This window comes from Lentzea rhizosphaerae, assembly GCF_042649515.1.
Classification (GTDB): domain Bacteria; phylum Actinomycetota; class Actinomycetes; order Mycobacteriales; family Pseudonocardiaceae; genus Lentzea; species Lentzea aerocolonigenes.
Genome location: NZ_JBHRZI010000027.1, coordinates 73,319 through 87,771 on the forward strand (window position 1 = coordinate 73,319; position 14,453 = coordinate 87,771).

The 14,453-nt window shown below is 69.8% G+C and carries 16 protein-coding genes; 12 read left to right on the forward strand and 4 right to left on the reverse strand.

The genetic code is table 11. From position 1 onward, the window contains the following. The first annotated feature begins 21 nt into the window (after window positions 1–21). Genes ACFOWZ_RS30240 through ACFOWZ_RS30260 form a run of 5 tightly spaced genes read left to right on the forward strand, consistent with a single transcriptional unit; the run spans window position 22 to window position 5,050 of the window. A complete protein-coding gene (locus tag ACFOWZ_RS30240) occupies window positions 22–1,146 on the forward strand; it encodes an FAD-dependent oxidoreductase (RefSeq protein ID WP_382377312.1) in 1,125 nt (374 codons plus the stop codon). Between the two features lie 19 nt (window positions 1,147–1,165). After that, a complete protein-coding gene (locus ACFOWZ_RS30245) occupies window positions 1,166–2,104 on the forward strand; it encodes a VOC family protein (protein WP_382377313.1) in 939 nt (312 codons plus the stop codon). Between the two features lie 9 nt (window positions 2,105–2,113). Next, the gene (locus tag ACFOWZ_RS30250; RefSeq protein WP_382377314.1) at window positions 2,114–3,070 is read left to right on the forward strand and encodes a fumarylacetoacetate hydrolase family protein; all 957 of its coding nucleotides are present in this window, start codon (window positions 2,114–2,116) and stop codon (window positions 3,068–3,070) included. Then, complete coding sequence (locus tag ACFOWZ_RS30255) at window positions 3,067–3,810, forward strand: SDR family NAD(P)-dependent oxidoreductase (protein WP_382377315.1); 744 nt, start codon at window positions 3,067–3,069, stop codon at window positions 3,808–3,810. Before ACFOWZ_RS30250 ends, ACFOWZ_RS30255 begins: the two co-directional genes overlap by 4 nt. Window positions 3,811–3,832: 22 nt before the next feature. After that, complete coding sequence (locus ACFOWZ_RS30260; RefSeq protein WP_382377316.1) at window positions 3,833–5,050, forward strand: alpha/beta hydrolase family protein; 1,218 nt, start codon at window positions 3,833–3,835, stop codon at window positions 5,048–5,050. Window positions 5,051–5,390: 340 nt separating this feature from the next. On the opposite strand, the gene ACFOWZ_RS30265 is transcribed toward ACFOWZ_RS30260, so the two are convergent. Together ACFOWZ_RS30265 and ACFOWZ_RS30270 are read right to left on the reverse strand one after the other, a co-directional pair. Then, on the reverse strand, window positions 5,391–6,155 hold the full coding sequence (locus ACFOWZ_RS30265; RefSeq protein WP_382377317.1) for an alpha/beta fold hydrolase: 765 nt from the start codon (window positions 6,153–6,155) through the stop codon (window positions 5,391–5,393). A 48-nt stretch (window positions 6,156–6,203) separates the two neighbouring features. Then, a complete protein-coding gene (locus ACFOWZ_RS30270; protein WP_382377318.1) occupies window positions 6,204–6,848 on the reverse strand; it encodes a TetR/AcrR family transcriptional regulator in 645 nt (214 codons plus the stop codon). Window positions 6,849–7,013: 165 nt separating this feature from the next. Here ACFOWZ_RS30270 and ACFOWZ_RS30275 point away from each other — a divergent pair, with 165 nt between their 5' ends. Continuing rightward, the gene (locus tag ACFOWZ_RS30275) at window positions 7,014–8,276 is read left to right on the forward strand and encodes a YncE family protein (protein WP_382377632.1); all 1,263 of its coding nucleotides are present in this window, start codon (window positions 7,014–7,016) and stop codon (window positions 8,274–8,276) included. On the opposite strand, the gene ACFOWZ_RS30280 is transcribed toward ACFOWZ_RS30275, so the two are convergent. Further along, entirely contained in the window at window positions 8,273–8,470 is a 198-nt protein-coding gene (locus tag ACFOWZ_RS30280; RefSeq protein ID WP_382377319.1) for a hypothetical protein, read from the reverse strand. The genes ACFOWZ_RS30275 and ACFOWZ_RS30280 overlap by 4 nt on opposite strands. 182 nt (window positions 8,471–8,652) lie before the next feature. Between ACFOWZ_RS30280 and ACFOWZ_RS30285 the strand changes: the two genes are divergently transcribed. The 6 genes from ACFOWZ_RS30285 (at window position 8,653) to ACFOWZ_RS30310 (ending at window position 13,028) form a co-directional block, all read left to right on the forward strand. After that, the gene (locus ACFOWZ_RS30285; protein ID WP_382377320.1) at window positions 8,653–8,928 is read left to right on the forward strand and encodes a hypothetical protein; all 276 of its coding nucleotides are present in this window, start codon (window positions 8,653–8,655) and stop codon (window positions 8,926–8,928) included. Between the two features lie 189 nt (window positions 8,929–9,117). Next, window positions 9,118–9,522: a hypothetical protein gene (locus ACFOWZ_RS30290; RefSeq protein WP_382377321.1), complete on the forward strand. Its 405-nt coding sequence runs from the start codon at window positions 9,118–9,120 to the stop codon at window positions 9,520–9,522. A 2-nt stretch (window positions 9,523–9,524) separates the two neighbouring features. After that, window positions 9,525–10,103, forward strand: a complete 579-nt coding sequence (locus tag ACFOWZ_RS30295; protein WP_382377322.1) for a hypothetical protein — start codon at window positions 9,525–9,527, stop codon at window positions 10,101–10,103. After that, complete coding sequence (locus ACFOWZ_RS30300) at window positions 10,100–10,969, forward strand: hypothetical protein (protein ID WP_382377324.1); 870 nt, start codon at window positions 10,100–10,102, stop codon at window positions 10,967–10,969. The genes ACFOWZ_RS30295 and ACFOWZ_RS30300 overlap by 4 nt, the downstream gene beginning before the upstream one ends. A gap of 5 nt (window positions 10,970–10,974) precedes the next feature. Beyond that, entirely contained in the window at window positions 10,975–11,757 is a 783-nt protein-coding gene (locus ACFOWZ_RS30305; protein WP_382377325.1) for a hypothetical protein, read from the forward strand. Next, window positions 11,757–13,028: a phosphotransferase family protein gene (locus ACFOWZ_RS30310; protein WP_382377326.1), complete on the forward strand. Its 1,272-nt coding sequence runs from the start codon at window positions 11,757–11,759 to the stop codon at window positions 13,026–13,028. Before ACFOWZ_RS30305 ends, ACFOWZ_RS30310 begins: the two co-directional genes overlap by 1 nt. On the opposite strand, the gene ACFOWZ_RS30315 is transcribed toward ACFOWZ_RS30310, so the two are convergent. Beyond that, a complete protein-coding gene (locus ACFOWZ_RS30315) occupies window positions 13,025–14,395 on the reverse strand; it encodes a toll/interleukin-1 receptor domain-containing protein (RefSeq protein WP_382377633.1) in 1,371 nt (456 codons plus the stop codon). The two genes, ACFOWZ_RS30310 and ACFOWZ_RS30315, sit on opposite strands and share 4 nt — an antisense overlap. Between the last annotated feature and the right edge of the window lie 58 nt (window positions 14,396–14,453).

The window sequence follows — 14,453 nt, forward strand, 5'->3', positions numbered from 1 at the left end:
GCACGGACAAAGGAGTCCCTCATGCCCGCGGTGAACAACGTGCTCGTGATCGGCAGTGGTCTCGCCGGGACGGCTGCGGCGATCCAGCTCGCGCGCCACGGTGTGGCCGTCGACCTCGTCGAGGTCAAGCCCGACATCGCCGCCATCGGTTCCGGGATCACGTTGCAGGGCAACGCCTTGCGCGAGTTGCGGCGGCTCGGGGTGTGGGACCGGGTCAGCCGGGCGGGGTTCGCGTACGACAGCCTCGGCCTGCGCGCACCCGACGGCACCCTGCTCGTCGAGTTCCCGGACGTGCGCAGCGGCGGCCCCGACCTGCCGGCGACGATGGGCATGCCCCGCCCGCTGCTGGCGCGGATCCTGCTGGACCAGGCCGCCGTGGCCGGGGTGAAGACCAGTTTCGGCGTCACCGCGGCCGGGCTGGAGCAGGACGCCACCGGAGTCGAGGTCACGTTCACCGACGGCTCGGCGGGCAGGTACGACCTCGTGGTCGGTGCGGACGGCATCCGTTCGGCGACCCGCCGGATGCTCGGCATCACCGTGGAGCCGAGACCCGTGGGCATGGGGATCTGGCGCGTGTTCGGCCCTCGCCCGGCGAGCGTCACCCGCACCGACCTGTACTACGGCGGACCGTGCTACCTCGCCGGGTACACCCCGACCGGCGAGGACTCGCTCTACGCCTACGTCGTCGAGGACTCGGGTGACCACAGTGGACTGACACCGGAGCAGCGGCTGGCGCGGGTGCGAGAGCTCGCATCGGCCTACCACGGACCGTGGGACGAGATCCGGTCCGCGCTCACCGACCCGAGCCGGGTGAACTACACCAACTTCGAGACCCACCTGCTGCCGGCGCCGTGGCACCGCGGCCGGGTCGTGCTCATCGGCGACGCCGCCCACTCGTGCCCGCCCACCCTCGCGCAGGGCGGCGCCCAGGCACTGGAGGACGCGGCCGTGCTGACCGAGCTGCTGATCGACGCCCACGCCCTGAACGACGAGCTGTGGGACGCGTTCACCGCACGCCGCCACGCCCGCGCCGCGGAGGTCGTGGCGGCGTCGAACCAGATCGCCCAGTGGCTGCTCGACCACGAGCAGGGCGACGTCCCCGGCCTCGTCCGCCGCACCGCCGCCCTCGTGTCCCACCCCGCGTGATCGCACTGGAGGAATCACCGTGACCGACCGCCTGATCACCCACCTGAGGCACGTCGACCTCGCCGTGCCCGACCTCGCCCGTCAGCAGGACTTCTTCACCGGCGCCTGGGGTCTGACCGCCGAGCACGGCGACACCGGCATCTCCTTCCTGGCCGCGGAAGGTTCGCCGGAGCAGTACGTGGTCCGGCTGCGCCAGGCCGCCGACAAGCGGATCGACCTGATCGCTTTCGGCGCCGCCAGCCCGTCCGACGTCGACGCCCTCGCCGCACGACTGGCCGTCTCGGGCGTCACGCTCGTCAGCGAACCGGGCGTGCTGCAGACCCCCGGCGGCGGCTACGGGTTCCGGTTCTTCGACAACGAGGGCCGCACGATCGAGGTGAGCGCCGACGTCGCGATCCGCAAGCACCGCAAGGTCGAGCAGGGCGAGTCCGTCCCGGTGCGACTGTCGCACGTGGTCGTCAACTCCGCGGATCCCGAGGGCACCGTCGCGTTCTACGAGCGCCACCTGGGCTTCCGGCTGTCCGACACGCTGATGCACCCGCGGATGGGCGAGATGATGTGGTTCCTGCGGGTGAACTCGTGGCACCACAGCATGGCCATCGCCCGCGGCCCGCACCCGTCGCTGCACCACGCGTCCTTCGAGCTGCGCGGCCTCGACGAGTACATGCGCGGCACCGGCCGTCTGCTGCGGGCCGGGGTGGAGAAGATCTGGGGTCCCGGCCGGCATCTCGCGGGCAACAACACCTTCAGCTACTTCCTCGACCCGCACGGCAACACCGTCGAGTACACGACCGAACTGGAAGAGGTCGACGAGGACACCTGGCACCCGCACCTCTACGACTTCAGCCGGCCCGAGGTCTCCGACCAGTGGGGCACGGCCAACGCGATGAACGAGTTCGTCGCGCAGAAGTCCTTCAACGACCCCGACAAGGGCCTGTTCGTCGCCCCTCCCGTGTGAGGACTCCCGATGCGTTTCGCCACCTATGAGCTGGACGGCCTGGTGCACGCGGGCGTGGTCGCGGACGACGGCCTGCACGCCCTGCCTTCCGGCACCACCGTGCTCGACCTCGTCCGCGCCGGACTGCCGGCGGCACTGACCGCCGGCACCGCAGCGCTGACCGGCCCACCCACACCTCTTGACAGGGTTCGACTTCTGCCGCCACTGACGCCGCCCACCATCCGGGACTTCGTGGCGTTCGAGGAGCACGTGGAAGGCGTCGTCGCCAGCGTGTCCGGCGGCTCCGGAGTACCCGCGGAGTGGTACGAAGCGCCGACGTTCTACTTCACCAACCCCTACGCCCTGATCGGCGCCCACGACGACGTCCCGGTACCACCCGGCTCACGGCTGCTCGACTTCGAACTCGAGGTGGCGGCGGTCGTCGGCCGCGACGGGTCTTCGCTGACGCCCGCCCAGGCCCGTGACGCGATCTTCGGCTACACCGTGTTCAACGACTGGTCCGCCAGGGACCTGCAACGCCGCGAGATGAAGGTGAACCTCGGCCCGGCCAAGGGAAAGGACTCCGCCACCACGCTCGGCCCGTGGCTCGTGACGGCCGACGAACTCGCGCCGTTCCGCGACGAGGACGGGTTTCTCGCGCTGGACATGCGGGTTTCGGTCAACGGCGTCGAGGTCGGCCACGACCTGCTGTCGAACATGGGCTGGCCGTTCGAGGAGCTGGTCTCCTACGCCTCCCGCGGCACGTGGGTCCGCGCCGGCGACGTGCTCGGGTCCGGCACCTGCGGCAACGGCGGCTGCCTCGCCGAGCTGTGGGGCAGGCGCGGCGGACAGGACCCGCCGGCACTGCGGCCGGGTGACGTCGTCGAGATGACCGTCGAGGGCATCGGGACCATCCGCAACCGCGTCGTCGCCGGGATCGAACTGCCGCCGGTCCGCGCTGCCCGTTCCCGGACGCGTGCCCGGTGACGGGCCGGGTGGCCGGGAAGGTCGTGCTCGTCACCGGAGCCGGTCGTGGACTGGGTGCGGCGGTCGCACGTCTGCTCGTCGCGGAGGGCGCCGAGGTGATCGGCGTCGATCTCGAGACCTCCGAAGAGTCCGATGTGGACTTTCGTCGGCTCGACGTCACCGACCCGGCCGACTGGTCCGATCTCGCCGCCGACGTCACCCGGCGGTACGGGCGGATCGACGGCCTGGTCACCAGTGCGGGCATCACGCTGCGCCCGCGGCTGGGCGAGGTGGATCCGGCGGACCTCGCCCGCGTCCACGCGATCAACGTCGGCGGCGTCCTGCTGGCCGTCCAGTCCGTGCTGCCGCTGATGAACGCCGGCGGCTCGATCGTCACCCTCGGCTCGGCGGCGGCGCTGACCGGGCACTACCCGCTCGCCTACACCACCAGCAAGTGGGCCGTGCGAGGACTGACGAAGAGCGCCTGCCTGGAGCTCGGCGGTCGCGGCATCCGCGTGAACGCCGTGCACCCCGGCTACATCGAGACACCCATGACCGCGTCGGCGTCCCCGGCGTTCCGCGACGCGAACATCGCCGAGACACCGTTGGGCCGCACCGGATCCGCCGACGAGGTCGCACCGCTGGTGGTGTTCCTGATCAGCGACGACGCCTCGTTCATCACCGGCGCCGAGATCCCCGTCGACGGCGGCCTGACCGCCCACGGCGGAGTGAAGTCGATCAGCGACGCCCTCCGCCCCTGACACCAGCACGAAAGGACCGACCGTGTTCGAGTACTTCCCCGGCAACTACGTGTGGAACCTGAGCGTCGTGGCCACGCTCAACAGCGGCGGCCTGATCGACGAGGTCGACCGCGCCTGCCGGCCGATCCGCGAGGCCGCCGGACGCGGTGAGGACGCCGGCACCGCCGAGTTCCTCCAGGCGTGGACACAGCTGGCCGACACCCTCGTCAGTCAGGCGGAGGCAGCCGAGAAAGCCGGCCGGACCCGCAACGCGGGCCGCCTCTACGCGCGGGCCACGAACTACCTGGTGCAGGCCGAACGCATGCAGAGCGCGTCCTCCCCCGACCGCATCGCCACCTACGAGCGGTGCCTCGACCTCATGCAGAAGTCCTTCAGCCTGGCCGATCCCCGCACCAGCCGGGTATCCATCCCCTTCGAGGGCACCACGTTGCCCGCGTACTTCACCAAGGCACCCGCGGCCGACCACGGCCCGGCGCCCGTGATGATCATGTGGAACGGCCTGGACAGCACGAAGGAGCACATCTACCTGTCCGGGATCTCCGACGAGCTCGCCGCACGCGGCATCTCGACGCTCATGGTCGACACCCCCGGCTCCGGCGAGGCGCTGCGCCTGGGCGGCCTGACGTCGCGGATCGAGACGGAGGTGTGGGCCGCCGCGTGCGTCGACCACCTGGAAACTCGCGACGACGTCGACCCGCGGCGAATCGGCCTGGCCGGATGGTCGCTCGGCGGGTACTACGCTCCACGAGCGGCCGCGTTCGAGAAGCGCCTGGCACTCGTCGTCGCCTGGGGTGCCAACCACGACTGGGGCGCGGTGCAGCGCCGCCGCGTCGAACGCGAGGGCGAACGCCCGGTCCCCCACTACTGGGAGCACGTCCTGTGGGTGTGGGGTTTCGACGACCTCGACTCCTTCCTCACCCACGCCGACGACGTGCGGCTGGACGGAGTCGTGGAGAAGATCACCGTGCCGTTCCTGATCTGCCACGGCGAGAACGACCGGCAGATCCCACTCGCCTACGCGCACCGCTCGTACGACCAGGCGGTCAACAGCCCCAAGCGCGAACTGCGGATCTTCACCGCGGAAGAGGGCGGCGCGGAGCACATCGGCCTGGACCACCTGCCGCACGTGCGGGACTTCGTCGCCGACTGGGTGGAGGAGACCTTCGCGAGCGTGCCGCCTGTCCCGGACTCCGCGAGCACTGCTGGGACTTCGGAGAAGTCACCCCTCCCGCGCGGCTGAGTGAGCACCAACGGCCAGGCCCCGGCAAAGTCGGGCGACCGTGTCGGACCTGTACTCATGGCGTTTGCAAGTACCACCAACTCAAGATCATCGGGCGTTCTGCTACCACCAACTGGCTTCGGTGGGCGAGCAGAACGCAGTTGGGTGTGGTTGGCGGCGGTTCGATCAAGACTTGGTGGTACTTGCAGACGCCAATCAGTTAGGCCCTACCAGCAACAACACGACCTTGCCGGGGCTCTGAAAGGCTTTCGGCGCGAGGGTTCACGACATCACCGAGCTGTCCACGTGGACCAGGCGCGTACCGCAGGCGATGAACAACGGCTGACTCCAGCCGGGTGGCTCACCGGGACGCGAGGCACCTCAGGGCGGCCTCGGCGACCACCTCCGGTTCGTCGAGCTGCATCATGTGCGTCGAGCCCGGCACCACGCGATGCACCCCTCGCGGCGACAGGCCGGCCATCGACTCGTGCGCGGCAAGTACACGCCTGGGGAAACGCCCGAGTGCTTCGCCTGCCGTGAGGACCTGCCACGGCACGTCGGGCAACGGATGCGCGCCCCGCACCGCGTCCAGCTCGGCGGCCATCTCCGGATACGCGGCCAGCTCCGCCACCACGGCGGCACGCACCGGCGGCCGGCCGGCCAGGCGGAGCAACGGTCCGGCGCACCTCGCCGCCAGAGCGGTCAGTCCACATCGGACGAAGGCAGTGGCCACCAGCGCACCCACGTCGAACGGCCGTCCGACTCCCGGTGGCACGAGACTGGGGTCCACGAGCACCACACCCCGCACACGCGCCGGACGCAGCCGGGCGTAGCCCTCGACGTGCAGCCCGGCGAGCGAGTGCCCGACCAGCACGGCCGGACCTCCCGCGGCGTCCAGCACCGCGTCCAGCACGGCCACCTCGCGCCGCAGCGTGACGGGCTCGCGAGACGGGACGCTGGAACCGTTGCCCGGCCGGTCGAACCGAAGCACCCGCGCCCGCGGCACGAGCAACCGGGTCACGGCGTCCCAGTCGGCGATGGCGCCTCCGAGCCCCGAGGTGAGCACGAACGGCGGTGCGTCGCCCGGTCCGTCGGACACGAGGTGCAGGGCGAAATCCTCAACCATGGGACCAGCATGCCCGCGAAGTGGTCTGTCCCGTGTGGATCGATCGCCTCAGCCGGCGATGTTGTACCGGCCGAGCACCAGCTGGGCGAGCTCGTCCGCGATCTCGTCCAGCGTCGCGTCGACCCAGCCGACGACCCAGTCGTGCATGAGACCGTTGACGGAGCCGATGATGGCTGCGGCGGTGATCCGGTAGTTGCCGGGAGGGATCTCGCCGCGGGAGACGGCGTCCGCGGCCAGCCGGCTGATCATCTCGACCCAGACGGAGCGGCGTTCGAGGCGCTGGCGGTCCATGCGCGGGCTGACCCCGACGACCTCGACGTAGGCGATGCGGGCGTGCCGCAGGTCGGCGCAGGCACCCTTCACGTAGGCGTGCACCAGCAGCGGAAGCATCTCCGGCAGGCTCAGGTGCCCGATGCCGGGCAACGCGTCGGCGACGGCCTTCCCCGCGACGTCGTTGACGTACAGGTGCAGGTCGGCCAGCAGGTCCTCCAGAGTGCGGTACTCCTCGTAGAACTGGCGGCTCGACAGCCCGGCGGCCTTGCACAGGTCGCCCAGGCGGGTGCCGCGGTACCCCGGCCCGGCACCGAAGACGTCCAGGCCCGCTTCCCGGAACCGCCTGCGCCGCTCGTCCCGGCGTTCGGCCGCGTCCTTGCCCCCGTAACGGCCCTCCGCCGGGGTGATCCTGCCTGCCACCGCACCTCCATCAGTTCCGCACGGCAGTTTCCCCCACTGGGTCTTGTGGCACGGATCACGCGGAGCCTACTATCCAGTAGCCAGAATCTGAACTTGGCCAAGTTCAGATTCTCCCTGCGGCACGCGCCTTCCCTCGCGGGCGCCGACTTCAACGGAGAAGTAGCGATGCACCCTGCACGGAAAGCTTCCGGAAGCGCTCTCACACGCCGTCGCCTCACCCACGCCGTCGCTGCGGCGGCTGTCCTCACGGCCTGCGTCACCGCCCCGGCGGCCTCCGCGGCGCCACTGCGTGAGGTGATGTTCGTCGGCAACAACTGGGACGGCACCGCCGACGTCATCAAGTCCACCGGTGACTTCGCCAAGATCGGCAGGCTCAACGTCATCCCCGACAAGGACGCGCGGCTGACCGAGATCTACCTCAACCCGATCAAGCTGGCGTTCTTCCTCGGCATCCGGTCGGGTCCCGGTGAGGGACACGACCAGTTCGTCGACGACATGTACGCCACGCCCGACGGCACGGCCATGGTCGTCTCGCGTCCGAGCTTCGCCGACGTCGTCTCGCTCGACCTCGCCACCGGGCAGATCAAGTGGCGCTTCCCGGTGTCGGGCTTCCGGTCCGACCACATGGCCGTCTCCCCCGACGGCACCAAGATCGCGGTCTCCGCGTCGACCTCGAACACCGTGCACGTGCTGGACATCAACACCGGCAGGCAGCTCGGTTCGTTCAAGGCCGGTGACAAGCCGCACGAGAACGTCTTCACCAACGGCGGCCGCTACATCTGGAACATGTCGATCGGCGAGGTCAACAACAACTTCGACGCGCCCTGGCAGGACTTCATGAAGGGCGACCGGCACATCACGGTCGTCGACGCGAACACCTTCCAGATCGTCAGGACCATCGACATGCGCGCCAGGCTGGACGCCTTCGGCCGCAAGGACCTGTCGAACGCCGTGCGGCCCGCGATGTTCAGCCCGGACTTCTCGAAGCTGTACTTCCAGGTGTCGTTCTTCAACGGTTTCGTCGAATACGACGTGGCCACCGACAAGGTCACGCGGGTCAAGACCCTGCCGAAGAACCCGAACACGAGCGACGACCGCACCACGTTCGTCAACGACTCGCGCCACCACGGCCTGTCGATGAGCCCCGACGGCAGCAAGCTGTGCGTCGCGGGAACGATGGACGACTACGCCACCATCGTGGACCGCGGCACGTTGCAGGAAGGCCCGCTCGTCACGGCCTCGAAGCCGTACTGGGCCACCGTCAGCGGTGACGGCCGCGCGTGCGTGATCTCCGAGAGCGGCTCCGACCAGGTCACCGCGATCGACTTCGGCACCGGGCAGAAGACCGTCTCCGTGCCGGTGGGCGACCACCCGCAGCGCGTGCGCATCGCCCGCATCAGCGCCGGTTGGACCGGTCCGGCGCGCTAGTCGACGAAACCGTTGTCCCGCAACGCGTTCTCGATGCGGGCGCGGTGCTCGGCCTCCCAGTCGTCGAGCGACTGGGAGGCTTCTTCCTCCAATTTGGCCCGTGCGTCCCGAAGGACCTGCCCCTGCCGGCCCTTCGGGACCACGACAACGCCCTCCTCTTCCGCCACGACGACGTCGCCCGCACGCCGCCGCACTGTGCCTGTATCGAGGTCGGCACCGAGCGCCTGCTGTTTGGCGCGAAAAGCACGTTCGGGCCGATAGATGGCCCGAACGTGCTTTTCGCGCCAAAGAATCTGTCTGATACAGGCACTCGATCGGCTCGACGAACAGTGCCTGCGCCCAGGCGAGCGGCCGGTCGCGACGCGGGCTGGACATCGTGTCGAACCAGGCGTCCACGAACAGCAACGCACCGGTCACCGACGCGGGCAGCTGCACGTGGTCCCGCCTGCGCAGGGCGAGCCAGCCGGTGACGACCAGCATCGTCGCGAGCGCGATGTCGAAGACGACCCAGGAGATCGTGTACTGGCGCAGCGACGTGGTCAGGAACGCCCCGCAGCGCACCCTCGTGTCCGGGCAGCGTTCTGGCACGTTCAAGAAGTCGTTGAACAGCACTCCGGCCCAGATCAGCGTGATCGCGCCTGCTGCCAGGTAGAACGGGCCCGCCCAGCGCGGCAGTCCACCCGCGCGCTTCTTCCTCCCCGGCACGCCGCCCAGGCTAGTGATCATGTCGGCGTTGGGCCATTCGTGGGAATGGGACGCGTCCACTGACACGCTTCAGCACTCCCGTGCGACTCACAGGTGAGGACTCGCCTGACCGCAGGGAGGCGTCCGGTGAACCGCTATGCCTGAGTGGATGCGCAGCCAGTTCATGGCACCGGCGTACGCGTTGCTGATCTCGCTCGCGGTCGCGCTGGTGCTCGGCTTCAGCATGAACCAGCAGGCGCCGCAGGAGCCCGACCCCGTGAAGGTCCAGCTGAAGGTCGTGAAGACACTCAAGGCCGGCACGATCTCGAACCCCGCGACCGAGCTGGTCGGGACCGCCGTGACGATCCAGTCCGGCAAGCCGCTCACCGTCGGTGCGGACGGGGCGGTCACGGGTCCCGCCGTCGCGGACGGATCGCTGACGGTGTGCGTACACCTCTCGGACAAGTGGGTGGGCGTCGACGCGACCGGCGGCACGCTGCATTCGCCGTGCTGGGTCAAGCCCGCTGACAAACCCATCGAGCTCAAGGTCAAGGAGGGCTGATCTTGTCCGAACGGGTCACCGGTTGGCTGGTCCTGGCCGCGGCCGTGGTGCTCGCGGTGGTGGGCGCTGTGCTCGGCGTCGCCCTCACCGACGGGCTCCAGCCCGGGCAGAAGCTGCTCGTCATCATGTTCAGCGCCTTGTTCGCCAGCACGATCGTCTTGCTCTTCCTCGGGACACCCCAAGAGGAAACTCCTGAGCCGCAACAGGTCGTGCTACCTCCACCTGTGCCGCAGCCGATGCACGTGCCGCCACCCCCGCTCCCCGCCGCAGCCCCGACCCCCAAAGCGAACGACCAGTGGTGGACCCAGACCGGCAAACCCGCCGCCGCGCCACCAGCCCAGCCCGAGACGAACTCGGTGCCGCTCAAGGACTTCGACGCGCACCGGGTGCAGATCGCGCAGTGCCCGCGGTGCGCGGGGTTCGAGCTCGACGTGCGGCGTGACGGGCGGGGATACACGTTCGAGTGCCACAACCCGCACTGCCGCAACCGGTGGGAGTGGCTGCCGGGTACCGCGTGGCCGGCGACCGTCGTGCGGCACAACCTGATCATGGCCGCCTCTGCCGAAGGGGAGCGAAGATGACCACGGGCACTTACCGGCAATGGGTTTCCCGGGCGACACCCGGTTGTGTCGTCATCCTGCTCGACCGGTCGGACTCCATGAAGCTCGCCTGGGGCGCCACGAGCGGGTCGCTCGCCTCGGGGGCGGCGCTGGCGGTCAACAACATCCTGCTCGACATGTGCGTCAAGGCGACGATCGAGGTCAACGCGCCAGTGCGGCACTACTTCGACGTCGGCGTCTTCAGTTACGGGGCGCGGATCACCGGGCCCGGCGGTGAGGGTGTGGAGAGCGCGTTCGGTGGTGCGTTGACCGGGCGCGGGCTGGTGCCGTTGCCGGAGCTCGCGGCCAATCCCGTTGCGGTGCGGGAGGAACCGTCCATCGACGTCATGCCGGTCAGCGTGAAGATGCCGGTGTGGGTGGATCCCGTGCACGGCTACCGCACGCCGATGTGCCAGGCCGTCGAGGTGGCGGGGGCACACGTGTTCGACTGGGTGTCGGCGCATCCGAACTCGTTCCCGCCGATCATCATCAACATCACCGACGGCATGGTGACCGACAGCCCGCACCAGGGCGCGACGCTGCAGGACTGGGTGAAGCGGCTGACGTCGATCGAGACCAGCGACGGGCCCGCGTTGTTCTTCAACGTGTTCCTGTCCCCCACCACGTCCCAGGAGATCGTGTTCCCGTCCGGTCCGGCGGGACTTCCGTTGCCAGGGCCGGAGTTGTTCGCGCTCAGCAGTGAGCTGCCGCCACCGATGGTCGAGAACGCCAGGGCCGACGGTTACGACGTCAGGCCCGGTGCGCGCGGGCTCGCGTTCAACGTCGGCCAGTCGACGTTGCTGCGGGTGCTGCAGATCGGCACCAGGGTGCCGGATCGGTCCCGGTGACGCCGATGCACGCCTGGCCCGTCGTCTTCTCCACTGCCAAGAAGGGCAACGACCCCTGGGAGTGGGAGGACGGCGCGGCCTCCGCACCGGCGGACGTGCACGGCCGCGGGCCCCGGTTCGCGGTGGCGGACGGCGCCACCGAGGGCTTCGGCTCGACGCGGTGGGCGATGCGGCTCGCCGAGGGGTTCGTCGCACCGGAGGTCGAGCTGACCGGACGCTCGCTGCTGGACTGGGCCTCGCGCGCGCAGCACGAGTGGCGGCACGATCCGTTGCTGTCGGGCGCGTCCGGGCTCGAACTGTACAAACTGGACAGTGTCGGCGCGTTCGCCACGTTCCTGGGCTGCGAGTTCGCCGATCTGGACGGGCGCCCGCACTGGCGGGCCGTCGCGCTGGGCGACACCGTGCTGTTCCACGTGCGGCACCACCGGCTCGTCGCCCAGTTCCCGGAGATGTCCGCGGACGACTTCGGCGTCAACCCCGAAGGGATGCCGACCGCACGCGACGCGCTGCCGGGCGTGATCGGCCAGATGCGGTTCGCCCAGGGTGACCTGGCGCCCGGCGACCTGGTCTACCTCGCGACGGACGCGTTCGCCCACTGGATGGTGCGTGAGCGCGAGAAGGACGAGGGCCGGCTGTGGTCCGTCCTTTCCGGACTGAACCACCCGCAGCGCTTCCAGACCCTCGTCGACGACCGCCGTGCCGCGCGGGAGATGACCAACGACGACGTCACGCTGATGCGGATCAGCGTCGCGGCCTCGTGGCCTGACCAGCTGGTGGTGTGCGTCTGATGCGATTCCCCCGGTTCGACGACTACATGAAGGCGGTGCAGAAGCCCGACGCGTTCACCACCGAGGAGCTGCGCGCTCTCGAACTGGTCGTGCACCCGATCTTCCAGATCCCCTCACCGGCGTCCGGTGCGAGCGCGGTGGTGTTCAAGGCGATGGCGGGCACCGAGGCACGTGCGTTGCGGTTCTTCACGCGTGCGGACGCGAGCGACAGCGCACGGTACGACGCGCTGCACGGGTACTTCACCGCCAAGAGCCTCACCGACACCGTCGCACTGCCGCGCTGGATCGACGACGGCATCCGCGTCAACGGCAGCACCTGGCCCGTGGTCGAGATGCCGTGGATCGAGGGGCACACGCTGAACCGGCACGTCGACGACCTCGTGACGCGCCAGGACGTCGGTGCCCTCACCGATCTCGCGCACTCGTGGCGCGGTCTCGTCGACCGGTTGCAGCGGGCCGGTTTCGCGCACGGCGACCTGCAGCACGGCAACGTCCTCGTCGACACGCGGGGCGGGCTGCGGCTGGTCGACTTCGACTGCGCGTGGATCGAGGACTTCGCCGGCGACCCGCCACCGCCCGAGACCGGGCACCACAACTACCAGCCGCCCGACCGGCCGTGGGGACGCTGGATGGACACGTTCCCCGGCCTCGTCATCTACCTGTCGCTGTCGGCCCTGGCGCGCCGCCCCACGTGGGCGACCCTCAACACCGACGACAACCTCCTCTTCACCCAGCAGGACTTCCGGTCGTTCGACACCCCGGTGTGGCGGCACCTGAAGGGCCTCGGCGACCCGCAGGTCGACGAGCTCGCGCTGCGGCTGCAGAGCTGTTGCACGCCGGGATGGGTCGCGGCGGGCGGCCTCGAAGCGCTGCTCGGTCCCGTGGAGGTGCCGTGGTGGCAGCGCACGACGACCGTGGTCGCCGGGAGTGCGAGGCACCAGGCGCCACCGCCGCAGATACCCGAAATACCACCTCCACCACCACAACGACCGCAGCCCGTCCCCCAGAGGCCCGCGACGGGCAACTGGTGGGAGGCGGCCGGTCAGCGCCCGGCCGCATCCGTGCCGCAACCGCAGCAACGGAAGAAGAAGACACCGGCTGTCTGGCTCGTCCTGCTTCTTGCCGTCGCGGCCTACTTCGGAGTCGGCGCGCTGGCGTACAGCGTGCTTGACGCGGCAGACGGGGACACGGAGGTCACACCCCTGTTCGGCGTGCTGGCGGCGATCGTCACGATGATCGTGGGATTCCTGCGGCGCAGCAGATCCGGTTAGAACACGCCGGAAGTCGCGGCGAACAGGATGACGCCGAGCAGTCCGGCGACGGCGATCGTCACGGCGGCTCGGGCGTGCTTCTCCTTGCGCGTCACCGAGACGAGGGCGAGCGACACCCCCAGCACGACGACGATCAGCAGGATCACCACGCCCGCTCGCAGCGCTCCACTGCTGCCCCAGGCCGGTCCGAAGTACAGCAACGGCAGACCCGTGGCGCCGAGCACGGCGCTCGCGAACGCCAGCCCGCGCCCCTTCGACGGCGGGCGAGGCCCTGGTTGTGGGGAAGGCTCTGGCTCTGGTTGCGGTGGCGGTGTTTCGCGCTGCTGCTCCTGAGCTCCCCACCAACGCTGGGTCGGCTCGGCGGGCGGCGTGACGGGAGCGTTCTGGCGGGGCTGTTCGGCGGGCCCGTTCGCGACGAGCTGCCGCAACCACGCCGGTGCCGCGTCCCCCTGTGGCTCTTCCTGCGGTGTGGGAGCAGGCTGCTCCTCCACGGGCTCGGCCTTCTCCGCCTGAGGTGCCTCGGGCGCGGGCCAGCGGTGCACCGGCTCCGGTGGTGAGATCGGCGGATCCGGCTTGCGCACGCGGGGCGGTAGATCGGCGGGCGGAGGCACGGGCGTCTCCGGCTCCGGCTTCGGCTTGGGCGGCGCCGTCTCCACCCTGCCCTTGCGCCAGTGGTCGGTCGGCGGCAACCGGGTCGCGCCGTCGTCCGGTTCCGCCACCTTGGACTCCGCGGTCTCCAGCAGCGAGTCGATCTCCTCGGCGTTGCCGACGGTGAGCTCCCTGCGGCCGCGCAGTTCCTTCAGCAGCTTGACGATGTCGGCCCGCGCGACGGCGTCGTCCTCGTTCTTCAGCTTGCTGCGGAACTGGACGATGAGCATTTCCTGGTCGTCAGCGGGAATCGGCTTCGGCCCGAGCCGTTCCGCCATGCGGTACAGGTACTCGAACGGCACCTTCGGCGGTTCGGGCAGCGGTTCGGGCAGCCGCACCTGGCGCCGTCCCAAGTCCGCGAGGGCCGCCACCAGTGACAGCACGGCTTCGGGCGTGCGCTCGCGGTAGTCGATCGCGTGCGTCTCCATGAGCGGGATGCGGGTGTGGAGCATCGGGCCGACCTGCACGGGCAGGATGGGGATCCCGAGCCTCTTGGCGTAGTCGAGCTCTTCCTGGCACGGCCGCGACCGCCACGAGGCGTCGGACAGCGCGAAGAGGAACACCTTGGTCTGCTGGATCGTCTCGATGATCTCGCGCCACCACTGTTCGCCGCCGTGGATCTCGTGGTCCATCCACACCGGCCAGTGCAGTCGCTCGAGGTCCTCTCGCAGCGCCTGCACTGTCGACTCGTCTTTCCTGGTGTAGCTGACGAAAATGATGGTCGCTCATCCCCTCGATCCCCGCCCGTTGATGAAATCGCCGGAACGGGACCGAATG